Raw genomic sequence first — 22,014 nt, forward strand, 5'->3', positions numbered from 1 at the left:
ATGAGCCGAACCGTTTACGCGATAGCCCGCTACCACGACTGCCAGGCCGCGATCGACTTCCTGACCGGCGCGTTCGGGTTCCGGGCGCACGAGGTGTCGAAGGACGACCAGGGCGAGATCAACCACGCCGAGCTGATGGTCGGCGACGATCTGATCATGATCGGCCCGGGGAAGGCCGGCGGGCCGGGGATCTACATCGCGGTCGAGAACGCCGACGCGCATCACGACCGCGCCAGGGCCGCCGGGGCCGAGATCACCATGGAGCTCGTCGACCAGCCGTACGGGTCGCGCGAGTACGCCTGCAAGGACCCCGAGGGCAACCTCTGGTATTTCGGCACGTACCGGCCATGACCCGGCACATGCCTACCTGCCTCTGAGGAGGGCAGGAGTACCCCTGGTTGCATGGGGAGGGGCCATGCTTGAGCTAATCGCCAGGTCAGGAGCCACCGCGACGGTCCCCGAGCGCTACGTCGAGCACTTCGCGGAGCAGTTGCGGGGCGGTCTGGTCAGGCCGTCCGACCCCGGGTACGACACGGTACGCGGCGTATGGAATGGAATGATCGACCGGCACCCCGGCCTGATCGCCCGCTGCGCCGGTGCCGCCGACGTCATGGCCGCCGTCAGCTTCGCCCGTGAACATGACCTGCTCCTGGCCGTCCGCGGCGGGGGCCACAACGTCTCGGGCAACGCGGTCTGCGACGGCGGCCTGGTCATCGACCTGTCCGCGTCGAGAGCGGTCCACGTCGACCCGGTGGGCCGCACCGTACTGGCCCAGGCCGGCGCCACCATCGGCGACCTCGACCATGAGACGCAGGCGTTCGGGCTGGCCGTGCCCATGGGGGTGGTCTCCCAGACCGGCGTCACCGGCCTGACCCTCGGCGGCGGCCTGGGCTGGCTGCGCCGGCGGTACGGGCTGAGCAGCGACAATCTCGTCCAGGCCGACGTCGTGACGGCGGACGGCCGGCTGATCGTGGCGGGGCCCGAGGACCACGCGGACCTGCTGTGGGCCCTGCGGGGAGGTGGAGGCAACTTCGGCGTGGCCACGTCGTTGACCTACCGGGCCCATCCCGTCGGCCCCGAGGTGTTCTTCGCCGTCGTCCTGCACCCGCGCTCGGACGCGAGCGGCGCGCTGAGGTTCTTCCGGCAGTGGCAGGCGACCGCGCCCGAGGAGATCAGCGCGCTCGGCGTGCTGTGGCACGCACCGAGCATCGACGAAATCCCCGCCGAGTACCACGGCAGCCCTGTCGTGCTGTACCTGGCGCTGCACTGCGGAAGCCCGGCCGACGGCGAGCGGGCGCTGGAGCCGCTACGGGGGTACGGCTCCCCCATCGCCGACCTCAGCGCCGCCATGTCCTACCTCGACGTACAGCAATACCTCGACGCGGACTACCCCGCGCACACCAAGCGGTACTACTGGAAGTCCCGCTTCCTCGGCGGCCTGCCGGACGACGCGGTGGACCTGCTCATCGGCCTCAACGACGCGGCCCCGACGCCCGACAGCACGCTCGACCTCTGGCAGCTCGGAGGAGCCATGAGCCGCGTGCCTCCCGGGGACTCGGCGTTCGGCGGGCGCTCGGCGCCCCTGCTGCTCGCCATCGAGGCCAACTGGGAGCACGCCCGGCACGATGACGCCTGTATCGCCTGGGTCCGCAGGGTGTACGCCGCGGTGGAGCCGTACGCGTCCGGGGGCGAGTACGTGAACTTCCCCGGCTTCTACGAGGACAGCGAAGCCGTGGTCCGCAGCACCTTCGGCCAGAACCTGAGCCGCCTCACGGCGCTGAAGCGGCGTTACGACCCGGGCAACATGTTCCGGCTCAACCACAACATCCGTCCGGACTGAGCGGGATCCGCCTAGCGGGGGAAGACGATCGTCTTGTGCCCGTCCAGCAGGACCCGCTGCTCGGCGTGCCATTTGACCGCCCTGGCCAGGGCCAGGCACTCCACGTCGCGCCCGATCGCCACGAGGTCCTCGGGAGAGTGGCTGTGGTTGACCCTGGCCACCTCCTGCTCGATGATCGGCCCCTCGTCCAGGTCGGAGGTCACGTAGTGGGCCGTGGCGCCGATCAGCTTGACGCCGCGGTTGTGGGCCTGGTGGTACGGCTTGGCGCCCTTGAACGACGGCAGGAACGAGTGGTGGATGTTGATCGCCCGCCCGGCCAGCTTCTCGCACAGCTCGCCCGAGAGCACCTGCATGTAGCGGGCCAGCACCACCAGGTCGACCTGGTAGTGCTCCACCAGCGCCAGCACCTCTGCCTCCTGCCTCGCCTTGGTCTCGGAGGTGACCGGCAGGTGGTGGTAGTCGATCCCGTTCGACTGCGTGAGCGGGCGCAGGTCGGGGTGGTTGGAGACGACCGCGACGATCTCGACGTCCAGGGCCTTGGACCTGACGCGATAGAGCAGGTCGTTCAGGCAGTGGTCGAACTTGCTGACCATGATCAGCACTCGCGGCTTCCTGGCCACCTCGCGCACCTTGAACTCCATGGCGAAGTCCGGCGCGAGCGTCGCGAAGGCGCCGTTGAGCTCGTCCTCGCTCAGCGGCCCCGCGAACTGGACCCGCATGAAGAAGCGCTGCCCGACCCGGTCGCCGAACTGCTGGCTCTCGATGATGTTGCATCCGTGCCGGGCCAGCAGGCCGGAGACGGCGGCCACGACACCGGGCCGGTCGGGACAGGACAGCGTCAGGATGTATTCGGCGGGGCTGGGCATGCTTCACTCTCGCGGGCGTGGGATCGTCGGTCACCGTAGGGCTGATCTCGGCAGCGTACCCGGCCGGTGACCATCACAGAGAGTACCCGACCCACGCTACGCGTCCGATCGTCCCATCATCCACCTGATCCCGGGTAGTTATGGGACATCCCCGGACTTCCGTCCCGGGGTCGTCTCGCGGATGGGGATGGAGCGCGGTCCTTGGACGTCGTCGTGCTGATCGTGGTCGCCGGCCTGTTCGCCGTCGTGACGGGGGTCAACGACGGCGGCGCCCTCCTCGCCACGGGGCTCAAGCTGCCCTCGGTACGCCCGGCCACCGGCATCCTCGTGCTCGTGGTGCTGGCGGCGGTGGTTCCGCTGATCACGCATCGGGTGGCGGTGACGTTCTCGACCAGGCTGGCCTCGTTCCACGAGCCGGGCGGCAAGATCGCGATGACCGTCGCGGTGATCTCGTCGCTGGCCGTGGTGACCGCGCTCAGCCTGAAGGGCCTCCCGACCAGCCTCACGCTCGCCATCGTGGGCGGGCTCGCCGGTGCGGGGCTGGGCTGGGGGCTGGCGGTGTCGCCCGGGTCGGTGCTGCTGGTGCTGGCGTTCGGGGTGGCGGCGCCCTTCGCGGGCGGGCTGCTGGGCTGGGTGCTCATCCGGGTGCTCGTGGCCGTGACCTCGGCCCGCGGGCTGCGGCGCTGGCACCAGGCGGGGTTCCTGCTGCAGAGCGTCGCCTACGCGGCCAACGACGGGCAGAAGATGCTGGCCGTGTTCATGATCGTGTTCGGCTTCTCGGACGCGCGGCTCCCGTACACGTCGCTGGTGGCCGTCCTCTTCGGGCTCGGCACCATGTACGGGCTCCCCAAGGCGGGCCGCACCCTGGGCCGCGAGCTCATCGCCTCCAGACCGCCGCACGGAGTCGCGGCCGAGCTGGCCGCGGGCACGGCGGTGATCGCCTGCGCGGCCGTGGGCATGCCGGTGAGCATGACCCAGGCCATCGCCGGCGGGCTCATCGGCGCGGGCGTGGCGCAGGGCAGCGGCCGCGTCCGCTGGTACGCCACCGGCAAGATCGTCGCGGCCTGGCTCCTGACCCTGCCGGCCAGCGCCCTGCTGAGCGCGGGGCTGGCGGCGCTGGTGAAGGGGATCGCGAGTGTTGAGCTCTCATGAAGGGAACGGCGAACGTGAAGCACCCTGACTCCCCGACCGGGGCCGGGCCGTGAAGCGGCTGCGGCGGATCCGCGACCTCATGACCGGTCGCATGGACAGCGCGCTCACCGAAGCCCTGCTCGGCCAGCTACGCGCCACCAAGGAAGGCGCGTGGCTGGCCATGGCCATGATCGGGGGCGAGGTCGGCAGGACGGGCGCACACGAGCAGATGCGCTCGATCGAGCACATCGGCGACGAGGAGCGCGCCTGCCTCGTCGAGGAGCTCAAGACGGCCCTGGTCACCCCCATCGACCCGGAGGACCTGTTCCGCCTGTCCCGCTCCATCGACGACGTGCTGGACTCCTTGCGGGACTTCGTCCGCGAGTCCCACCTCTACCGGGTGCCGGACCAGATCCGCTTCACTCCCATGCTCGACCAGGTCCTCGTCGGCATCGAAGCCCTGGAGGGCGCGGTCCGTGACCTCGCCTCCCGCCCCACCGCGGTCGTCCATGACGCGCTGGAGGCGAAGAAGGCGGGCGGGTCGATCCGGCGGATGTACCAGTACGAGATCTCACGCATCTTCTCGGGTGAGGTAACCGCGGACGCGCTGAAGGAGCGGGAGCTGGTGCGCCGCCTCGAAATCGTCGGCGTCGCCATCGGCAACGCCGCCGACGCCATCACCGACGGCGCGATGAAGCGCTGAACCCCGGAGCGGTCACCGCGAGGAGCCGGCCACGGCGGGGAAGGCGTTGACGCCGGTCAGCTCGGCCGACAGCGCCCACAGCCGGGCGGCCTGCTCCGGGTCGATCGCGTAGTCGCGCACCCCGGGCCCGACGCCCGCCCCCGTGGTCGGCTCGGCGATGTCGCAGTCCTCGCAGTAGACGCCGCCCATGCCCGCCAGCTGCGGCGAGGTGGCCGCCCACACCTGGGTGGCCGCGCCCTGCTCCGGAGTCTTGAACTCGGGGTTCAGGGCGTTGCCGTCCTCGTCGATCCACCCCGCCTCGACCATCTCCTCCTTGGCGAGGTGGCGCTGCAGAGGCGTCAGGATGCCGCCCGGATGCAGCGCGAACGCCCGCACCCCCGCGTCCCGGCCCAGCGCGTCGAGCTGGACGGCGAACAGGACGTTCGCGGTCTTGGCCTGCCCGTAGGCCTGCCACTTGTCGTAGCCCCGCTCGAACTGGACGTCGTCCCACCGGATGCCCGCGTGCCGGTGGCCCGCCGACGAGACGGACACGACGCGGCCCCGGCCGCGCGCGATGGCCGGCCAGAGGCGGTTGACGAGCGCGAAGTGGCCCAGGTGGTTCGTGGCGAACTGCGCCTCCCACCCGGGCCCCACCCGCGTCTCCGGACAGGCCATGACCCCGGCGTTGTTGATGACGATCTCGACGCTGCGGCCGGTGGCCAGGAAGCGCTCGGCGAAGCGCCGTACGCTCTGCAGATCGGCGAGGTCGAGCTCGTCCACCTCGACCCCGCCGACGCCCCCGACCGCTTCCTCTGCGACCTCACGGCGGCGGGCGGGCACGACGACGCGCGCTCCGGCGCGGGCGAGTGCCCGCGTGGTCTCCAGCCCGAGGCCCGAGTAGCCACCGGTGACGATCGCCAGCTTCCCCGAGAGATCGATCCCCTGGAGCACGTCGTCCGCGGTGCTCCTGGCCCCGAATCCCGACCCGATCTTGTGTTGTGGCGTTGTCATACGACTCACGCTACGAGTTGGAGCACACTCCAGGTCAAACAGCGCTACAGGCCGAGGGGCCCGGCCAGCTCGGTCAGCTGGGTCAGGGCGTGGGCGAGGTCCGGGGCGTCCGGGGAGAGGGGCTGGATGACGACGTGGCTGGCTCCGGCCTCCAGGTGGGCCCGGACGCGTTCGGTGACGGCGTCGGCGTCGCCCCAGGCCACGATGGCGTCCGCGAGGCGGTCGCTGCCGCCGTCGGCGAAGTCCTCGTCGGTGAAGCCCAGCGTGCGCAGGTTGTTGAGGTAGTTGGGCAGCTTCAGGTAGTAGAACATGTGGGCGCGGGCGATCTCGCGGGCCCGGACCGGGTCGGACTCCAGGACGACCGCCTGCTCGGGGATCAGGAGGGGTCCAGGGCCCAGGATCCGGCGGGCCTGCGCGGTGTGCTCCGGCGGCACGAAATAGCTGTGGGCGCCGTCCGCCCGGTCCCTGGACAGCTCCAGCATCTTGGGCCGCAGGGCGGCGAGGATCCTGGGCGCCGGGGTCGAGGGCTTGGGCAGCCCCTGGTCGGCCTGGTCCATGGCCGCCAGGTAGGCGCGCATCGCGGTCAGCGGCTTGGCGTAGTCGTGGCCGCGGCCGGAGACCAGAGGGGCATGGCTGACCCCTATGCCCAGCAGGAACCGGTCGGGAAAGGCGTCGGCCAGCGTGACCCCGCCCGCCGCCATGGCCGTGGCATCGCGCACCCAGAGGTTGGCGATGCCGGTGCCGACCGCGATGCGCCGCGTGGCCGCCAGGACGACGGCGGAGACGACGAGCGGCTCCTTGCTGCCCATGCCCTCGTTGACCCAGAGCGAGCCGTAGCCCAGCGACTCGATCGAGGCCGCCGCGCGGCGCGCCTCCTCGGCGGGTGCCTTGCTGATCGACGGATGCCACACTCCGACGCGTCCGATGTCCACGGCCGCTCCTTTCGCCTAGAATGTTCGATCGAGATGGAACACTACATCAATGTTCGATCGCGATCGAACAGGACACGCGGTCTGACGCACATGTCCCCGATCGAGGTCTCGCTGCAGGCGGCCCTCGACGCGCTGGGCGACCCGATCCGGCGCCGCATCGTGCGGGAGCTGGCCGGCGTGCCCGACTGGACGCGTGCCTGCGGCACGTTCTCCCATCTGCCGGTGGCCAAGTCCACGCTCAGCCACCACTTCACGGTGTTACGGAACGTGGGGCTGCTGGAGCAGCGCGACGAGGGCGCCCGCCGGCTCAACCGCCTCCGCCGCGAGGAGTTCGAGCGCCGCTTCCCGGGCCTGCTGGCCCTCGTGCTGGACGAGGATCGGCAGGGCGACGACGATCGGCCCGAGCGTTGACCGCGCAGGCCGGGGCTCAGGCGGGCAGCAGCGACCGGCCCGCGGCGCGGGTCGTCTGCCTGGATCGCGACGGCCGGGTGCTGCTGATGCACTGGTACGACCCCGTCAGCCGCCTGCACGTCTGGGAGCCGCCCGGCGGCGGGATCGATGCCGGCGAGACGGCGCTGGAGGCGGCCAGGCGGGAGCTGGGCGAGGAGACCGGGCTGCCCGCCTCGGCCGTGCGGGAGCGGTTCGTCGAGGTCACGCGCGACTTCTCGTGGCTGGGCGTGCGATACGTGAAGACCGAGCCGTTCTTCCTGGCCATGTTCGACGGGGCGCGGCCTGAGGTGGTCCCAGGGGAGCTCACCGAGGAGGAGCGGGAGGTCTACCGGGGGTACGCCTGGGTCGAGGAGTTGCCTGACAGCGTGGAGCCGCCCGAGCTGGCGGAGGTGATCGCGAAGCTCACGGCGGATCCGGCCGTCACAGATCCAGCGTGATGCCTGCCGAGGCGACGGACAGCGGGCCGTCGTAGGACTTCGCGGCGGCCGCCAGCGCGGGCGCCGCGGGCGTGTCCGGCCACAGGTGGGTGAGGAGCAGGTGGCCGGCGCCCGCCGAGGCCGCGGTGCGGCCCGCGTCCAGGGCGCTGGACAGGTAGGGCGCGTCCCCTTCCGGGACCCGTTCCGGATAGGTCGCCTCGGCCACCAGCAGGTCCGCGCCCTCCGCCAGCGCCACCAGCGCGGCGGACGGCCCCGTGTCGCCGGTGTAGGCGACCACCCGGCCTCCCGCGCCCAGCCGCAGGCCGGCGTTCGGTACGTGGTGCGGCAGGTCGAACACGTCCAGGCGGAAGGGACCGATCTCGTACGGCACGCCGGGCCCCAGGTCGTGCGTCACGAAGCTGCCCGCCAGCATGCGCAGGTTGTCCAGGGCCAGGACGGCGTCCAGGGCGCCCGGCGGCGCGTACACCGGCAGCGCGGGAGCGGGGACGTCGGCGAGGGCGCGGGCGCGCAGCAGCGGGTTCAGGTCGGCGCAGTGGTCGGGATGGCCGTGGGTGACCAGCACCGCGTCCACCTCGTCGGCCCGCATGCGCGCGAGGAGCCTCGGCAGGGTGGCGTAGCCGGGATCGACGAGAACGCGGAACCCCTCAGCCTCCACCACGTAGCCGCTGCACGCCTGCCCCACCGCAGGCCAAGCGCCACATCCCCCCAAAACGGTAAATCTCACGCTCATCCTCAGATCTATTTGCCTGGGCCGTCGCGGAAGTGGCCCAGCTCGTCGAGCGTCGTCACCAGGAGGCCGCGTAGCAGCCGCCCCGCCACCTTCTCGTGCTCCGGCTCCACGTGCATGCCCTTGCCCACCTTCTCGGCGTACACCTCGCGCTCCCGGGCGTCGGTGTACGGCAGCGCGGTCATCCCCACGGCCACCGTGACCCGGGTGCCGCCCCTGGGCACGATGGCCACCGTGTGCGTGCGCAGGCACGTCTCCTCCGGCGCGCCGTACCAGCCGCTCTTGACCCCGGCCCCCGGCGACCGGATCGCCTCCCGGACCCCGAACGCCTGCGACGCGCTGACCTGCCGCATCCACCCCAGAATGGTCTCCGCGATCGGGTCGCCCGCGACGGCGGCCTGGGCGAACACCGCGTACACGGCCGCGACCTCGTCGGCGGCCACCTCGACCGAGCCGAACCTGGAGGGGTCGCCGTTGGGCGGCGACCAGGCGATGCCCGTGCGGCTGCGCAGGTCGTCGAGGATGACCCGGGGGCCGACGGCCAGCCACAGGTTGAGCGTGTCGGCGTTGGAGGAGACGATCACGGCGGGCTCGGCGTGCCGCCGCCACCGGTCGGCGTCGGGGATGTGGGCCGCGCTCACCCACGCGTACAGGGGTTTGAGCAGCGAGGCGCAGCGCAGCCTGGCCAGGCCCGCGGTGACGCTCACCGTGCGAGCGGGCGGCCCGCCGTAACCGCGCCTGATGCCCGCGGCCTGGACGCTGGCACTCTGATCGAGGTCTTTGAGCAGCTCGTTGAAGCCCACGCCCCCACCGTAGACCTACGGGGCACTCCCCCAGCGACCTTCGTACCACTCCGTGCTCGGCGGGTCGCCGGGCAGCTCGGTGGCGCCCGGCGCGCGCAGGCCGTCGAGCGCGATGGTCAGCAGCCGCTCCTTGGCCTGCGGATGCTCGCCGCCCGGCGCCGGGCGGCTGAACTGCTCCATGAGCAGCGCGATGTCCAGCGCGGTGACGTCGCCCCTGAGCACACCGGCGTCACGGGCCCTGGCGATCAGCCGGTCGGCCAGCTCGGTGCCCTTCCTGGCCGTGCGCCACATCTCGTCGGTGACGGCGATGGTGCCGGCGACCGGCGCGAGGGCGCCCGACCTGAACCCCACGCACGCGCGGATGTAGGAGGCCAGCCCCTCCCACGGGTCCGGCTCGGCCAGCCCGGCCTCGGCCGCCTCGACCCCGCGCTCCATGGCGATCACGCACAGGCGCTGGAGCAGTTCCTCCTTGGTGCGGTAGCGGCGGTAGAGGCTGCCCATGCCCACGCCCGCCGCCTTGGCGATGGCCGACACGGGCGCGTCGAACCCCTGCGTCGTGAACACCTCGTGCGCCGCCCGCAGCAGCCGCAGATCGTTGCGCGCGGCCTCGGCCTGCCTCCCGCGTGTGCTCATGCCGTACAGCCTATTAGTATTTTCGGAGCGAAGCGCTCCGATAGAGAGAAGGGCTGATCATGCGTGCGGTGGTCTTGAGGCGGTACGGCGGGCCGGAGGCGCTGGTCGTGGAGGAGGTGCCGGACCCGGTGGCCGGGCCCGGGCAGGTGCTCGTGGACGTGGCGGTGGCGGGCATCACGTTCGTGGAGACGCAGGTACGCGCCAACCGGGGGCCCCGGCAGGCCGAGCTGCCCGCGGTCCTGGGCAACGGCGTCGCGGGCACGGTGGCCGCGACCGGCGAGGGCGTCGACCCGGCGCTGACCGGCACCCAGGTGGTCAGCACGCTCGGCGGCCAGGGCGGATACGCGGAGCTCGCGGTGGCGAGCGCCGGCGACCTGATCCCGATCCCCGACGGACTGTCACCCGAGTTCGCGGTGGCGCTGCTCGCGGACGGGCGCACCGCCGTGGGCCTCACGCGGGCCGCCGCCCCCGAGCCCGGGGAGTGGGTGCTGGTGGAGGCGGCCGGCGGCGGCGTCGGGAGCCTGCTGGTGCAGCTCGCCACGGCGGCGGGGGCGCGCGTGGTGGGCGCGGCGAGCAGCGCCGCCAAGCGCGACCTGGCGGCGGGCCTGGGCGCGGAGCTGACGGTCGACTACACCGACCCGGGCTGGACCCGGCTGGTACGCGCGGCGACGGGCGGCCTCGACCTGGTCTTCGACGGGGTGGGCGGCGAGGTCGGCGCGGCGGCGCAGGGGCTGCTGAAGGACGGCGGCAGGTTGAGCGTGTACGGCATGGCGGGCGGTCCGATGACCACGCCGGACCCGCGCGTGACGGCGGTCGCCTGGCCCAAGGCGGACCTGCGCGAGCTGGCCAGGGAGGCCCTGACGCTGGCCGCCGCCGGACGCCTGCGCCCGACCGTCGGCGCCACCTATCCCCTGGAGTCGGCCGCCGAGGCGCACGCCGCCATCGAGGCCCGCGCGGTGACCGGCAAGAGCCTGCTCACGATCTGACCCGCCCCAAGCACGGGGCCACATCCACGACACATCTCAGGCGCCGAAGGGCACCCGCGACACGCCTCAGGCGCCGAACCGGGCCCACGACACGACGAGCGCGGCGGGCACCAGCGCGACCACCCCCAGCGCGGTCAGCACCTTCCACCGCCGCGCCACCCCCGGCTCCGTCACGAACGCCGCCACGGCCCCCGCCCCGGCGAAGACCGCCCCGGCCGTGACGGCGTACGCGAGCGCGGACGTCCACGACGGCAGCGCCTCTCCGACGAGCCTGAACACCACCAGCACCCCGGCCGCCACCAGCGCCACCCGCCGCCCCGGCCGCACGTCCACCCGCTCCAGCACGAGCGCGGACCCGGCGAGCAAGGCGAGCGTGATCACCACCACGACGCCGACGGAGGGCGCCAGGCACCCCCAGTCCGCGCAGCCGATGCCCGCCCAGGCCAGCCGCACGGTCGCCCACCACAGCACCCCGAGAGCGGCGCACACCGCAGCCGCCCGCCCCATTCGCCCCCGCATAACCCAATAGTCGCACCGCGACCGGCAACCGTCAGAAGAGGCGAACCGGCAGCCGTCAGGAGAGGTGATCGGCCCCCCGCTCGTCGGCCTCGGCCTCGGCGGTGCGGCCGAGCGCGCGCAGGGCGACGGCCCGGTTGGCGTAGAGGTCGCGCTCGGGCTGCAGCTCGATGGCCCGGCTCAGGTCCTCGACCGCCCCCTCCAGGTCCCCTGCCGCGTACCGCAGCACCCCCCGGTTCCCCCAGGCCGCCGCGAGCCCGGGCGCGCGCTCCACCGCGCGGTCCAGCGCCTCCCCGGCCGCCGCCAGCCGCCCCGCCGCCGTCTCCATCTGCCCCAGCACCGTGAGCAGGTGCGGGTCGCCGGGCTCCAGGGCGAGCCCGGCCGTGACGTCGGCCAGGGCCTCCCCGTCCCGTCCCGAGGCGGCCAGCAGCCCGGCCCGGTTGATGTACGCGTCCAGACAGGCCGGGTCCAGCTCGATCACCCGCCCCAGATCGGCCAGCGCCTCCTCGATCTCACCCCGCACGATGTGCAGCTCCGCCCGGTTGTAGTACGCCTCGGGCAGCGGCGGCCCGGCCCGCATGGCCCGCTCGAAGTCGGCCAGCGCCTCCTCGTACCGCCCGAGCTTGAACAGCAGGTTCCCCCGCTCCAGGTAGTAGTCGGGAAAGGCCGGGTCCAGCGCGATCGCGGCCGCGTAGTCCTCCATCGCCTCCTTGACGTGGCCGAGCCCGGCCAGCAGCTGCGCCCGGTTGGCCAGCAGCACCATCCGGTGCAGCGGATGCCGCTCCCGCAGCTCGCGCGCCAGCTCGATGGCCGACTCGACCAGCGACAGCGCCGCGTCCGGCCGGCCGTGCCGCAGCTCGATCAGCGCCAGGCCGTTGAGGTCGAAGCCCAGCTTGAACGCCCGGTCCAAGGGCTCGGGCAGCAGGGTGGAGATGGCGATGGCCTCGTTGATCCAGCGCCGGGCCCTGCCCAGGTCGCGTTGCGCGGGGTCGGGGTGGCGGGCGTCGAGCATGGCGGTGCCGTACGCGCCGGCGGCGTGCATCGCCGGATCCTGGCTGGCCGAGCGCACCAGGTCCCAGACCACCCGGGCGTCGTCGGTGCGCCCGAGGCCGCCGAGCGCGGTCGCCGTGCGGTGCGCGAAGCGCCACCAGGGCTGGCCGCCCGGCTCGGTGCACGCCATGCCGCGCTCCCCCAGCTCGACGGCGGCGTGCAGGAAGCCGTCACGCATGCACCGGTCCACCAGGGCCCAGAGCTCGCCGGCGCCACGGGTGTCGGGCGGCGGGTCGGGGCCGCCTGAATACAGCATGATCGTGAGGAGGTCCGGCGGGATCCGGCGCATCATGACGTCGAGCAGCTCGATGTCCGTCGGGTCGGCCTCGGCGCCGTTGCACACCGCGATCGCCAGCCCGGGGCGTACGGCGTCCATGAAGAACTCCGCGAGCCCGTTGGCCAGCCGCAGCGTGCGGCGGGGCGCGGGCACGAGGATGCGCTCGTCCTCGGACAGGCCGGCCTCGATCGTGACCCGCCGGACCGGTACGAGAGGGGCCAGTTCGGGCGCGGCGGCGCGGATCTCGATGTCGTGCGCCGCCACCAGGTCACGGTCCCGTTCCAGAGCCTGCGGCACCAGGTGACGCAGCAGGGCGGCGGCGACAGTGTAGGGGCCGCGCGGCCGGCGATGCCCGTCGATCAACGGTGTCAGCAGCCGCACGGCCCCCCATTGAGCAGGTGGTTCGCCGTGAACCTTGTGATGGGACCCTGCCTCGCTCACCCCTTGTGAATGACGCTGGAGGTCCCCGCAAGCCGCGCGGTGCCAGGCTTGCGGACGATGATGCGCTTCATGACATACCTCTCACCTTTAGAGCTATTTCCCCATTATTAGGGCACTTCGCTAAATATCAAGATTCATGGTGAGTAAGTGGGAGGTTAAATCACAAAAAGCGCCTGCCTTTTGATTGACACCTGTAACCTATTGGGGCCGAAACCAACGTGGGAGGGCTTTCGTACGGGCCTGCTCGGCCTCCCCCATGAGATCGCACAGGCACCGCCCCAGCAACGTGACCGAACGGCAGCACCCCGGCCCCGGCAGGTTCCGCGCCCTGACGATGACCGTGGCCCGCTCGATCAGCCGCTCCAGGCTGGGCTCCCCGCCGCCCTTGAGCGAGCGCGTGTGCCAGGGGCACGACTCGACGTTCGCACAGGCGCCCCTGTCGAGGTACGGCGCGTGGTCGCCGCCCAGCGGCAGCGGATCCTCACGTTTGATCCGCAGATCGGCCAGTGTCCTGGCCGCCCGTGCGGCGACGGCGAGCAGGGCCCGGTTGGCGCTGACGCGCTCTTTTCCCAGCGCCGCGGTCCTCGCGGGGAGGGCCAGCAGCATCGCGCCGGCCATCAGCCCGCCGCCGACGACCATGCTCCAGCCGATCTGCTCGTGGAACCAGATCACCGCGATCGCGGCCACCCAGAGCGGCTGCGACGACATGAGGATCGCGCTCGGCACGGCCGAGACGTGCGCCTGGCCGTACGAGCGGGCCAGGAACCCCAGCGCGCACGACACCACGGCCAGATGCCCCAGGATCAGCCAGTCGGACCCCTTCGACGGCACGACGACCCCGTCGCGGACGGCGACGACCCCGGTGAGCAGGCCGATGGTGAACAACTGGATCACGGTCAGCGCGTACGCGTGGAAGGTCTCCCCGCGCTTGGACAAGTGCGCCAGCAGGAGCGTGTGGCCGGAGTAGAGGGCGGCGGCGGAGAGCGTGACCCCGAGCGCGAGCACCGAGACCTCGTTGTCCTCCACCCCTCGCAGCAGCGTGAACACGGTCATCCCGGCCAGCGCGAGCACGACCCCCGCCCAGATCCTGCGCGGCACCTTCACCTTGAACAGGACGAGCGCCAGGATGGGCGTGATCACCACGCTGCAGCCGACGGCGAACCCGGACAGTGACGACGGCAGGCCGTGCAGCGCGACGGCCTGGCCGGCCTGGCCGAGCCCGAACATCAGCCCGAGGACGACCCCGTTCATCCACGTCTTGCGCGGCAGCCCCCGAAGGCAGCGCGGCCTGATGGCGAGCAGCGTGAGCGCGGCGATCAGGTAGCGCTCGGCGAGCAGATCCTCCACCGGTAACCGGTGGATGAGGTCCTTCATCAGCGGGAACGCCGACCCCCAAGCGGCGCTGACGAACAACAGAAGGGCAGCTCCCAGGAGGGGTCGGGGAGCGGGCACGACTGCCATAGCAAAAGCATCTCACTACTATTCGCAGCCGCTGATGTACAGGGAGCAGCCGGAGAGGTTCCTCTACAACTCGGTGTTAAGAGCCTCACCCGCGGGTTTGTACATCAATACCGCAGCGCCCAGAACTGACCGTTTTCTGGAAATGGACAGTCGTCGCCGCGTACTGCGGGTGACGGAAGGAATATCGGCGGTGAAGTCACGCCGGAGCCCGGGACGGATCACCGGGGAGGGAGGAAAGCGGCCCCTGGAGGGGTGAGGGGGCCATGCGCGGGAGGTTGCTAGAGCTCGACGACCGCGGGAGGCGCCAGGCGTTTCTCGAGGAACACGACGGTGTGGTCACCGACCTGCTGCCTGGAGAGCTCGCGCCATCCTTCTCGCTCGTAGAGGGCCAGGGCGGCCTCCTGGTTGAGCGTGGTGTCGCCTCTGACGCGTTCGAAGCCGAGCTCGACCGCGCGTCGTTCGATCGCCAGCAGCATGGCCGCACCGAAGCCGCGCCGTTGGAACTCCGGGTGCACTCTCAGCCGGCACATCTCCGCCGTGGCCGTGTCGACGGGCTTCAGCCCGCCCATGGCAACGACGCGGGAGCCGACCTCGCCCACCAGGAAGTCACCGCCGCAGCCCAGATAGATCTCCTGGATGCGCGGGAAGTCGTCGTCGTAGTAGACGCCGTCGCCCGGCACCAGCCCCACCTCGGCGAGGGAGATCCGGTGGAGTGCGAGAAGGGTGTCGAGATCGGACCACCGATAGCGCCGGATCTCCAAGTTCATGCACCGCCCCCTTTCATTTGGACCCTTGGCCGGCGCAGTTCGGCCCTGTACTCCTCGAGCTTCTCCTGGTTCGCGTCCCGGCCCGCGATCGCCTGTTCGAGTGCCAGGGCGGGACGCATGATGAAGTCGGTCATGTACTCGTCGCCGAGCATCCGCAGCGCTTTGGTGCCGAGGTCCAGCGCGGAGTCGAGCTCGCCGTCGATCATCCGGCACTGGGCCTGGTCGAGCCTGATCAGCGTCTGGTCGAGGATGTGGTCCTCGTACTTCTCCAGCGCCTGGTCGAGGACCACCTCGGCCTCCAGCGTCTGGCCGAGCTTGGTGAGCACGTCGCCCTGGTAGAAGTAGAGCTGCTTCTCCGTGTAGCCGAAGGCCATGTCCTCCTGGTGCTCCGGCCGCATGTGGGAGAAGGCGTTCCTGGCCCTGGCCAGCGCGCGCTTCGCCTGGTCGACGATCTCCTTCTTGTTCTCGGCGCCCGCGAGCAGGGCCAGCGCCCTGGCCTCGACGACCGGCGCCATGGCCTGTGCGGGGCAGTTCATGGCCCCGGCCAGGTCGCGGCTCTTCTTCGCCAGGTTGAGCGCTTCCCTGGCGTCTCCGAAGTAGAGGGGGACGAGCGACTCGCGGGCGCTGATCCACGCGCGCAGCGCGCGGTCGCCCGTCTCGTCGGCCGCGGTGCGTCCGGTCCTGAAGAAGGAGCGGGCCAGCCGGTGGTCACCGAGATTGATCATGATCATGCCGCTCAGCCCCGCCAGCTGCGCCGCCATCCGGAGAAGGCGGTCCGCCAGGTCGATGGGCTGACGGCGGGACATCGCCGCGCGTACGGCGCTCATCTCGAGCAGCACGTCGCACAGGAGCCGCAGCGGGGGCGTCGTCGTGTACTGGCGGCCGAAGCTCTGCGTGGTCTCTTCCCACTGGTCGAGCATCGCGGCCGACACCGTGGCCGACACGAGCGTCTCGTCCATCCGGCGCCTGATGCCCTCGCACGCGCCGAGCACCGGCCCGTCGAGCTCGGTGGCGACGCTGGCACCGGGGTTGAGCAGGTTGAGCATGGTCCGCCGGAGGATGTTCTCGTCCTCCTCGGCCTCGGGCTGGGGAGGCGGCGGCTGGCTCAGCAGCTCACGCTCCTCCAGCGCTAACGGCCGCTCTTTGCCCTCTCCGAGCAGCAGCACCGGCAGGCGGTGCCCCTGGCCGCAGATGCACGGCCCGTCGAAACCGAGCTCCTGCGGCTCCACCCGATAGACCGTGCACAGATAGTGCATGTACTCGGGCCCCGGGCGCTTGAGCCCGCTCTCGTAGGCCGACAGCAGGGTCTCGCCGATGCCGGGCATCGACTTCTTGTCACGTTCGAACAGGGCTCTGATCTGCTCGATGACGTCGGCAAGCGCGATGCCGTAGGAGAGACGGTGTGACTTGATGCGGCTGGTGCCGAACTGCGGAGTGCACTGCTCATGGATCTCATCAGCTATCTGGGCCGAAGTGCGCCCGGCGGCCAGGCCCTTGGCTCTGATCCGCCTGGCGATCTCCGTTTCCCTGTGCTGTCTGCCGGACATCCCGGCCCCTCTCGCGCGTGTCTCGACCGGTCCACAACTGGTGACTCAGCGTAGCGTCCGCGTAGCTGTGCGCCTACCCATGAGTGTGAACCAATGTCGCCAGCTTGGAAACGCCCGGCATCCAGCGTACGGATAAGGATCGTCCTCCGAGGGACTGTTTCTTACATCCCATGAGGGAGAAGCAACTCCCCGTGACCGGGAAGCCGGCGTTGCGTCCGCCGTTGACATGAGCCATCTTTGGCCCACCAGCCAGATTCCCAACGAGGAGGGGACGAAAGGTGGGGGACGACAACTTCGAGCATCTGAGGCGTCTCGTATCAGAACTCGACGCTCATGGCTTGCTCGCGAGAGTGGTCCAGACTCAGGGCGGGCGCATGTTCGCACGGGTCATCAACCCGAACGCGACGAGCCTGTCGGAGAACGTCACCTGTCGGTCGACGAGCGCATCCGACGTACAGGACTGGTGGTACTGCTGGTCCTGGGGGGAGCGGATGCACAAGGCCGATGACCCGGCTGGAGCGGCCACGAAGGTCGCGCGCGTGCTGGCCGCCGTGGGGGAGTGACAAAACGGTGACCCGGGTGGAGCGCAGCCACCACGGCTCACCGCACCTACGACGGCGTCAACGGAGCCGGCGGGGCGGCCGGTGCGGAGGGTTCCCGTATGCCGGAACCCTGGTCGCCCCGCCGGTTCCGGCCAGGCACGGTCTCGCATGCCGTGCCTGCTCACAGCCGCCCGCCCGGGTGTCCCGGGCGGGTGTTCGGGGGGATCCCTCCCGGAACCGGCACGGGACACGCTTCCGGGTGCGTGGCCCGTTCCGAGCCGTCCGTCATCGGAGCGTCCGCTCTCGCCCTCCGCGGCCCAGAGAGCAGGCGTCCCCGTCTTCCCCGGCGTGATGTGACGGCGGGCGGTCCGGTCGGCGGTATTTTGGATCGAATCGGTCCAAAGCAGCCGACCGTACCGCTTCCGGAGGGGGATCTACCCAGTGTTACTGCTGGTGACAGCATCGGAACCACCCACTTCTCAGTTGGACTTCGAGAAGATGGCCCAGCAAATGGCTGGGAGCTGCGAGAACGATCCGGCGGGTATTTGCTCTACCCTTGTCGGGATGTTCCAGAATGCGACTTGGGCGCCCTTGGCGGCCAGTCTGATCACAATCGTCCTGATCCTCGTGCTCGCGTTCGTGCTCCGCAACGTCGCGCACCGGGTCATCACGAGAGTGGTCAACCGCGCGGCCGCAGGCGGTTCGATCACCAGCAGGTTCCGCAAGACCGCCATTCCCGACAGCATCGACGTGCTGCTGCACGAGCGCCGCAAGCAGCGCGCCGAGACCATGGGCTCGGTGCTCAAGCACGTCGCCTCGATCGTCATCCTCGGCACCGCGGTGCTGACCGTGCTCGACCGGCTGACGATCCCGATCGCGCCCCTGCTCACCAGCGTCGGCATCCTCGGCGTGGCCATCGGCTTCGGCGCCCAGGAGCTGGTCAAGGACTTCATCGCGGGCATGTTCATGCTGCTCGAAGACCAGTACGGCGTGGGCGACGTGATCGACGCGGGCGCCGCGGTCGGCACGGTCGAGGCCGTGACCCTGCGCGTCACCAGGCTGCGCGACGCCGACGGCCGCGTCTGGTACGTCCGCAACGGCACCATCACCCGGGTCGGCAACGAGTCGCAGGGCTGGTCGCGGGCCTATATGGACGTCCCGGTGGCCTACGACGCCGACATCATGACCGTCCGGGTGCTCCTGGAGCACGTGGCAGAGGAGATCTGGGCCGACGGCGAGTTCCGCGAGACCAAGATCGTGGAGCAGCCGCAGGTGTACGGCGTCGAGCAGATGTCCGACAGCACGCTGGTCTTCCGCATCACCGCCAAGACGCTCCCCTCGGCGCAGGCCGAGGTGTCCAGGGAGCTCAGGTTCCGGGTCAAGTCCGCGCTCGACTCCGCGGGCATCCCCATGGTCGCCCTCGGCATAGGCTGAGAACGTGACTGAGACCTCCTTCTACGACGCCGTCGGAGGCGACGAGACCTTCCGGCGCCTCGTACACCGCTTCTACGAGGGGGTCGCGGAAGACCCGTTGCTGCGGCCGCTCTACCCGGAGTCCGATTTCGAGGGCGCCGAGGAGCGGCTGCGGGGCTTCCTGATCCAGTACTGGGGCGGCCCCAACACCTACAGCCAGGAGCGCGGCCATCCCAGGCTGCGCATGCGGCACCAGCCGTTCGTGATCGGCGAGCCCGAGCGGGACGCCTGGCTGCGGCACATGCGTGACGCGGTCGACTCGCTCGACCTGCAGGAAGAGCTGGAGACCAGGCTCTGGGACTATCTGGTCTACGCGGCCCACAGCCTGGTGAACTCGCCGACATAGCGGGCATGACACGCCACATGGATATCCCCTGGTGGCGTGATGCCGTCGTCTACGAGATCTATGTTCGCAGCTTCGCCGACGCCTCAGGAGACGGCGTCGGCGATCTGGCCGGAGTGCGCGAGCGCCTGCCGTATCTACGGCGGCTGGGGGTCGACGCCATCTGGCTGACGCCGTTCTACCGCTCCCCCATGGCCGACGGCGGCTATGACGTGGCCGACTACCGGGGTGTCGATCCGTTGTTCGGCACGCTGGCCGACTTCGAGTCGCTGGTCGCGCAGGCGCACGACCACGGGCTGCGGGTGCTGGTCGACGTCGTGCCCAACCACAGCTCCTCCGAGCATCCCTGGTTCCAGGCGGCGCTGCGGGGCGAGCGGCGCGACCGCTATCTCTTCCGCGACACCACCAACGACTGGCAGTCGACGTTCGGCGGGCCCGCCTGGACGAAGGTGGCGGACGGGCAGTACTACCTGCATCTGTTCGCCCCCGGACAACCCGATCTCAACTGGCGCAATCCGGAGATCCACGCGGAGTTCCTCGACATCCTGCGGTTCTGGCTGGACCGGGGTGTCGACGGGTTCCGCATCGACGTGGCCATGGGCCTCTACAAGGCCGAAGGGCTGCCCGACGTGGGCGACCAGTCGTTCGCCTCGGTCTCGCCGATCTGGGGGCGGCCCGAGGTGCACGACGTCTACCGCGACTGGCGCCGGTTGCTGGACGGCTATCCGGGCGACCGGATGGCCGTGGGCGAGGTGTGGACGGACAGTTCCGAAGACCTCGCCCTTTACGTGCGCCCCGACGAGCTGCACCAGAGCTTCAACTTCGCCTGGCTGCAGGCGCCGTGGTCGGCGGCGGCGTTCAGGAAGGTCATCGACGACACCCTGGCCACCGTGCCGTTCGCCACGTGGGTGCTGTCCAACCACGACGTCGTACGCCACCGCACCCGCTACGGCACCGCCGACCCCGGCACGGGGCTCGCGCGGGCCAGGGCGGCGCTGCTGACGATGCTGGCCCTGCCCGGGTCCGCCTACCTCTACCAGGGCGAGGAGCTGGGGCTGCCCGAGGTCACCGATCTGCCCGACGAGGCCAGGCAGGACCCGGTCTTCTTCCAGACGAAGGGCGAGCAGCCCGGGCGCGACGGGTGCCGGGTGCCGATCCCGTGGACGGTGGACCCGCCCTCCCACGGGTTCTCTCCCGGCGGGGTGGAGCCGTGGCTGCCGCAGCCGGCCACGTTCGCGGAGCTGAGCGTGGAGAAGCAGGAAGGGGACGCCGGCTCGACGCTGGAGTTCTACCGCCAGGCCCTGGCCTACCGCCGTGAGCTGGGCAGATCCATTCCTTATACCTTGGAGTGGCTGGACTCACCCGAGGGTGTGCTTTTCTTCACCCGCGGCCCGCTGACCTGCGCCATCAACTGCGGGCTCCGGTCGGTAAGCCTGCCCGAGCACGACACCGTGCTCCTGTCGAGCGGCCCGCTCCGGCGGGGCCTGCTGCCGCCCGACACCGCCGTGTGGCTCATGGCCTCCCAGGACGCTCCCCGCGGACGGGGATGACGGGCAGCGAGAGCAGCGCGCACGCCAGGCCCCCCGCGAACCCCGCCCAGAACCCGGCGTGCTCGATCAGCACGCCGGCGAGCGGCGTGATGGCGAGGGAGACGGTGTTCTGGATGGTGTTGTGGGTGGCCAGCACCCTGCCGGCCCAGGCGGGTCCGGCCAGTTCGCCGGCCGAGAGGTAGGCGAGCCCGTTGCCGGCCACGGTCACCACCGCGGCCAGGGCGAGCATGACGGGTCCGAACGCGCCGCGGGTGAGCGTGCCGGCGACCAGCAGCGCCAGCACGCCGAGGGTGGCGATGGTGATCAGCAGCAGGGGCCGCATGCGCAGGCCGGTCCTGTCGGACCAGCGGCCGGCCGCGATGCGCACCACCGCCCCGCCGATCGCCGCCACCCCGAACAGCTGGCCCGCCGCCACGCTGTCCCAGCCGTACAGGCGCACCAGGCAGGTCACGCCGTACGTGCCGACCACCATCTGGGGCACCACGTGCAGGGCGCTGGTGGCGTGCACCCGCCACAGGGCGGGCTGCCGGTACGGCGTGCCCGCCGGCGCGGTGCCCGGCCCGGAGATCGTACGCGGCGGCTCGGCCAGGAAGATCGCGGCCAGCACGGCGGCCACCAGGCTGACGGCGGCGCAGACGGTGAGCACGCCGGTCAGGCCGTGCGCCCGCGCGACCGGCGGGAGGACGAAGGCGCTGATGGCCATGCCGAGGGTGAAGGAGACCTGGCGCACGCCCATCGCGACGCCGCGTTCTGGCGGCTCGAACCAGCGCAGCACGATCCGTCCGCCGCCGACCAGCGCGGCCGAGCCCGCCGCTCCCGCCAGAGCCAGCAGCGCGATCACCGCCCAGGCCCGGTCGACGAAGGTGACCGCGGCGAACAGCACCGCCGCCAGGCCCACGCCCGTGCCCAGGACCACCCGTTCGCCGTGCCGGTCGGCCAGCGCGCCCCAGGCGACCAGGGCGAACAGGATGCCGATGCCGGGGGCGTTCGCGATGATCCCCGCGACCGGCAACGAAACTGCGAAATGTCGCTGTATTTCGGGCAGGATCAGGGGCAGGCCGCCCAGGCCTAAGGTGACGCTGGTGTGCGCGGTCACGCCCAGCGCCAGCATCAGCCAGCGCTTCACGAGAAGCGTTTGAGATAGGTCAGTTCGCTCTCGGTGAGCCTGCGCGGGGCCGCCCGCTCGACGTCGTAGGCCGCGAGGACCGAGGTGGCGGTGACGTACACCTCGCTGTCGTCGCGGATCTCGTACCGGAGCGTGAACCGCACCGACCTGATCTCGGTCACCCACGTCTCGACCAGCACCGGCTCGGCGCGGAAGCCGAGGGGGCGGCGGTAGTCGATCTCGTGGCGGGTCACCACCAGTCCCTTGAACGGCTCCTCGCCCGCGTTGTATGGATCGATGTGGAACATGCCGAATCGGGCATCCTCGAGATAATCGAGGAAGCGCACGTTGTTCACGTGCCCTTGGGAGTCGATGTCGGCAAATCTCACCGTTCTGGGGTATACGTGCCGCTGGGCTTGGGAGCGTTCAACCACGTCCGCCACC

24 protein-coding genes are annotated in these 22,014 nt (G+C 71.0%); 11 read left to right on the forward strand and 13 right to left on the reverse strand.

Annotated features, from left to right (window positions below):
* Together ABZS69_RS18730 and ABZS69_RS18735 are read left to right on the forward strand one after the other, a co-directional pair.
* Positions 1-351, forward strand: coding sequence for a VOC family protein (locus tag ABZS69_RS18730; RefSeq protein ID WP_355373542.1), 351 nt, complete (start codon positions 1-3; stop codon positions 349-351).
* A 64-nt stretch (positions 352-415) separates the two neighbouring features.
* The gene (locus ABZS69_RS18735) at positions 416-1,840 is read left to right on the forward strand and encodes an FAD-binding oxidoreductase (protein ID WP_355373544.1); all 1,425 of its coding nucleotides are present in this window, start codon (positions 416-418) and stop codon (positions 1,838-1,840) included.
* Between the two features lie 11 nt (positions 1,841-1,851).
* Here the strand turns inward: ABZS69_RS18735 and purU are convergent, their stop codons facing one another.
* On the reverse strand, positions 1,852-2,706 hold the full coding sequence (gene purU / locus ABZS69_RS18740; RefSeq protein ID WP_355373547.1) for a formyltetrahydrofolate deformylase: 855 nt from the start codon (positions 2,704-2,706) through the stop codon (positions 1,852-1,854).
* A 201-nt stretch (positions 2,707-2,907) separates the two neighbouring features.
* On the opposite strand from purU, the gene ABZS69_RS18745 reads away from it, so the two are divergent.
* Entirely contained in the window at positions 2,908-3,858 is a 951-nt protein-coding gene (locus ABZS69_RS18745) for an inorganic phosphate transporter (protein ID WP_355373550.1), read from the forward strand.
* 49 nt (positions 3,859-3,907) lie between these two features.
* Positions 3,908-4,540 carry a DUF47 family protein gene (locus ABZS69_RS18750; protein WP_355373553.1) on the forward strand — a complete coding sequence of 211 codons (633 nt, stop codon included), beginning with the start codon at positions 3,908-3,910 and terminating at the stop codon, positions 4,538-4,540.
* 12 nt (positions 4,541-4,552) lie between these two features.
* On the opposite strand, the gene ABZS69_RS18755 is transcribed toward ABZS69_RS18750, so the two are convergent.
* Entirely contained in the window at positions 4,553-5,530 is a 978-nt protein-coding gene (locus tag ABZS69_RS18755) for an SDR family NAD(P)-dependent oxidoreductase (protein ID WP_355373555.1), read from the reverse strand.
* Between the two features lie 44 nt (positions 5,531-5,574).
* A complete protein-coding gene (locus ABZS69_RS18760) occupies positions 5,575-6,462 on the reverse strand; it encodes an LLM class F420-dependent oxidoreductase (protein ID WP_355373558.1) in 888 nt (295 codons plus the stop codon).
* A 90-nt stretch (positions 6,463-6,552) separates the two neighbouring features.
* On the opposite strand from ABZS69_RS18760, the gene ABZS69_RS18765 reads away from it, so the two are divergent.
* Positions 6,553-6,873: an ArsR family transcriptional regulator gene (locus tag ABZS69_RS18765; protein WP_355373561.1), complete on the forward strand. Its 321-nt coding sequence runs from the start codon at positions 6,553-6,555 to the stop codon at positions 6,871-6,873.
* Complete coding sequence (locus tag ABZS69_RS18770; protein ID WP_355373563.1) at positions 6,870-7,349, forward strand: NUDIX domain-containing protein; 480 nt, start codon at positions 6,870-6,872, stop codon at positions 7,347-7,349. Before ABZS69_RS18765 ends, ABZS69_RS18770 begins: the two co-directional genes overlap by 4 nt.
* On the opposite strand, the gene ABZS69_RS18775 is transcribed toward ABZS69_RS18770, so the two are convergent.
* The 3 genes from ABZS69_RS18775 to ABZS69_RS18785 are packed head-to-tail and all read right to left on the reverse strand — an operon-like array spanning position 7,333 to position 9,512.
* Positions 7,333-8,079, reverse strand: a complete 747-nt coding sequence (locus ABZS69_RS18775; protein ID WP_355373566.1) for an MBL fold metallo-hydrolase — start codon at positions 8,077-8,079, stop codon at positions 7,333-7,335. The two genes, ABZS69_RS18770 and ABZS69_RS18775, sit on opposite strands and share 17 nt — an antisense overlap.
* A gap of 8 nt (positions 8,080-8,087) precedes the next feature.
* Entirely contained in the window at positions 8,088-8,879 is a 792-nt protein-coding gene (locus ABZS69_RS18780) for a hypothetical protein (RefSeq protein WP_355373569.1), read from the reverse strand.
* Positions 8,880-8,894: 15 nt separating this feature from the next.
* On the reverse strand, positions 8,895-9,512 hold the full coding sequence (locus ABZS69_RS18785; protein WP_355373572.1) for a helix-turn-helix domain-containing protein: 618 nt from the start codon (positions 9,510-9,512) through the stop codon (positions 8,895-8,897).
* Positions 9,513-9,571: 59 nt separating this feature from the next.
* On the opposite strand from ABZS69_RS18785, the gene ABZS69_RS18790 reads away from it, so the two are divergent.
* On the forward strand, positions 9,572-10,498 hold the full coding sequence (locus ABZS69_RS18790; protein ID WP_355373575.1) for a zinc-binding dehydrogenase: 927 nt from the start codon (positions 9,572-9,574) through the stop codon (positions 10,496-10,498).
* A 66-nt stretch (positions 10,499-10,564) separates the two neighbouring features.
* On the opposite strand, the gene ABZS69_RS18795 is transcribed toward ABZS69_RS18790, so the two are convergent.
* From ABZS69_RS18795 to ABZS69_RS18815, 5 genes are all read right to left on the reverse strand, one after another.
* Positions 10,565-11,017, reverse strand: coding sequence for a hypothetical protein (locus ABZS69_RS18795; protein WP_355373578.1), 453 nt, complete (start codon positions 11,015-11,017; stop codon positions 10,565-10,567).
* A gap of 55 nt (positions 11,018-11,072) precedes the next feature.
* Positions 11,073-12,722, reverse strand: coding sequence for a tetratricopeptide repeat protein (locus ABZS69_RS18800; RefSeq protein WP_355373581.1), 1,650 nt, complete (start codon positions 12,720-12,722; stop codon positions 11,073-11,075).
* 258 nt (positions 12,723-12,980) lie between these two features.
* On the reverse strand, positions 12,981-14,243 hold the full coding sequence (locus ABZS69_RS18805) for a DMT family transporter (RefSeq protein WP_355373584.1): 1,263 nt from the start codon (positions 14,241-14,243) through the stop codon (positions 12,981-12,983).
* 278 nt (positions 14,244-14,521) lie between these two features.
* A complete protein-coding gene (locus ABZS69_RS18810) occupies positions 14,522-15,010 on the reverse strand; it encodes a GNAT family N-acetyltransferase (protein ID WP_355373587.1) in 489 nt (162 codons plus the stop codon).
* A complete protein-coding gene (locus ABZS69_RS18815) occupies positions 15,007-16,557 on the reverse strand; it encodes an XRE family transcriptional regulator (protein WP_355373589.1) in 1,551 nt (516 codons plus the stop codon). The genes ABZS69_RS18810 and ABZS69_RS18815 overlap by 4 nt, the downstream gene beginning before the upstream one ends.
* A gap of 374 nt (positions 16,558-16,931) precedes the next feature.
* Between ABZS69_RS18815 and ABZS69_RS18820 the strand changes: the two genes are divergently transcribed.
* The 4 genes from ABZS69_RS18820 to ABZS69_RS18835 all read left to right on the forward strand — a co-directional run bounded on the left by ABZS69_RS18820 (position 16,932) and on the right by ABZS69_RS18835 (position 20,465).
* The gene (locus ABZS69_RS18820; protein ID WP_355373592.1) at positions 16,932-17,120 is read left to right on the forward strand and encodes a hypothetical protein; all 189 of its coding nucleotides are present in this window, start codon (positions 16,932-16,934) and stop codon (positions 17,118-17,120) included.
* Positions 17,121-17,663: 543 nt separating this feature from the next.
* Entirely contained in the window at positions 17,664-18,533 is an 870-nt protein-coding gene (locus tag ABZS69_RS18825) for a mechanosensitive ion channel family protein (RefSeq protein WP_355373594.1), read from the forward strand.
* A 4-nt stretch (positions 18,534-18,537) separates the two neighbouring features.
* Positions 18,538-18,918 carry a globin gene (locus ABZS69_RS18830; RefSeq protein WP_355373597.1) on the forward strand — a complete coding sequence of 127 codons (381 nt, stop codon included), beginning with the start codon at positions 18,538-18,540 and terminating at the stop codon, positions 18,916-18,918.
* A gap of 17 nt (positions 18,919-18,935) precedes the next feature.
* Positions 18,936-20,465, forward strand: a complete 1,530-nt coding sequence (locus ABZS69_RS18835; protein WP_355373600.1) for a glycoside hydrolase family 13 protein — start codon at positions 18,936-18,938, stop codon at positions 20,463-20,465.
* On the opposite strand, the gene ABZS69_RS18840 is transcribed toward ABZS69_RS18835, so the two are convergent.
* A complete protein-coding gene (locus ABZS69_RS18840; RefSeq protein WP_355373602.1) occupies positions 20,428-21,591 on the reverse strand; it encodes an MFS transporter in 1,164 nt (387 codons plus the stop codon). The genes ABZS69_RS18835 and ABZS69_RS18840 overlap by 38 nt on opposite strands.
* Complete coding sequence (locus tag ABZS69_RS18845; protein ID WP_355373605.1) at positions 21,588-22,013, reverse strand: thioesterase family protein; 426 nt, start codon at positions 22,011-22,013, stop codon at positions 21,588-21,590. The genes ABZS69_RS18840 and ABZS69_RS18845 overlap by 4 nt, the downstream gene beginning before the upstream one ends.
* Position 22,014 lies beyond the last annotated feature (1 nt).

It is taken from the genome of Nonomuraea sp. NPDC005650 (genome assembly GCF_040605375.1).
In the GTDB taxonomy this organism is placed as follows: domain Bacteria; phylum Actinomycetota; class Actinomycetes; order Streptosporangiales; family Streptosporangiaceae; genus Nonomuraea.

Bases quoted from the DNA above. Each gene is read 5' to 3' on its own strand.
- ABZS69_RS18825 (WP_355373594.1), top strand. From the start codon at position 17,664: ATGTTCCAGAATGCGACTTGGGCGCCCTTGGCGGCCAGTCTGATCACA.
- ABZS69_RS18815 (WP_355373589.1), bottom strand. From the start codon at position 16,557: ATGTCCGGCAGACAGCACAGGGAAACGGAGATCGCCAGGCGGATCAGA.
- ABZS69_RS18820 (WP_355373592.1), top strand. From the start codon at position 16,932: ATGTTCGCACGGGTCATCAACCCGAACGCGACGAGCCTGTCGGAGAAC.
- ABZS69_RS18835 (WP_355373600.1), top strand. From the start codon at position 18,936: ATGGATATCCCCTGGTGGCGTGATGCCGTCGTCTACGAGATCTATGTT.
- purU (WP_355373547.1), bottom strand. From the start codon at position 2,706: ATGCCCAGCCCCGCCGAATACATCCTGACGCTGTCCTGTCCCGACCGG.
- ABZS69_RS18795 (WP_355373578.1), bottom strand. From the start codon at position 11,017: ATGCGGGGGCGAATGGGGCGGGCGGCTGCGGTGTGCGCCGCTCTCGGG.
- ABZS69_RS18775 (WP_355373566.1), bottom strand. From the start codon at position 8,079: ATGAGCGTGAGATTTACCGTTTTGGGGGGATGTGGCGCTTGGCCTGCG.
- ABZS69_RS18785 (WP_355373572.1), bottom strand. From the start codon at position 9,512: ATGAGCACACGCGGGAGGCAGGCCGAGGCCGCGCGCAACGATCTGCGG.
- ABZS69_RS18790 (WP_355373575.1), top strand. From the start codon at position 9,572: ATGCGTGCGGTGGTCTTGAGGCGGTACGGCGGGCCGGAGGCGCTGGTC.
- ABZS69_RS18730 (WP_355373542.1), top strand. From the start codon at position 1: ATGAGCCGAACCGTTTACGCGATAGCCCGCTACCACGACTGCCAGGCC.
- ABZS69_RS18765 (WP_355373561.1), top strand. From the start codon at position 6,553: ATGTCCCCGATCGAGGTCTCGCTGCAGGCGGCCCTCGACGCGCTGGGC.
- ABZS69_RS18805 (WP_355373584.1), bottom strand. From the start codon at position 14,243: ATGGCAGTCGTGCCCGCTCCCCGACCCCTCCTGGGAGCTGCCCTTCTG.
- ABZS69_RS18810 (WP_355373587.1), bottom strand. From the start codon at position 15,010: ATGAACTTGGAGATCCGGCGCTATCGGTGGTCCGATCTCGACACCCTT.
- ABZS69_RS18755 (WP_355373555.1), bottom strand. From the start codon at position 5,530: ATGACAACGCCACAACACAAGATCGGGTCGGGATTCGGGGCCAGGAGC.
- ABZS69_RS18735 (WP_355373544.1), top strand. From the start codon at position 416: ATGCTTGAGCTAATCGCCAGGTCAGGAGCCACCGCGACGGTCCCCGAG.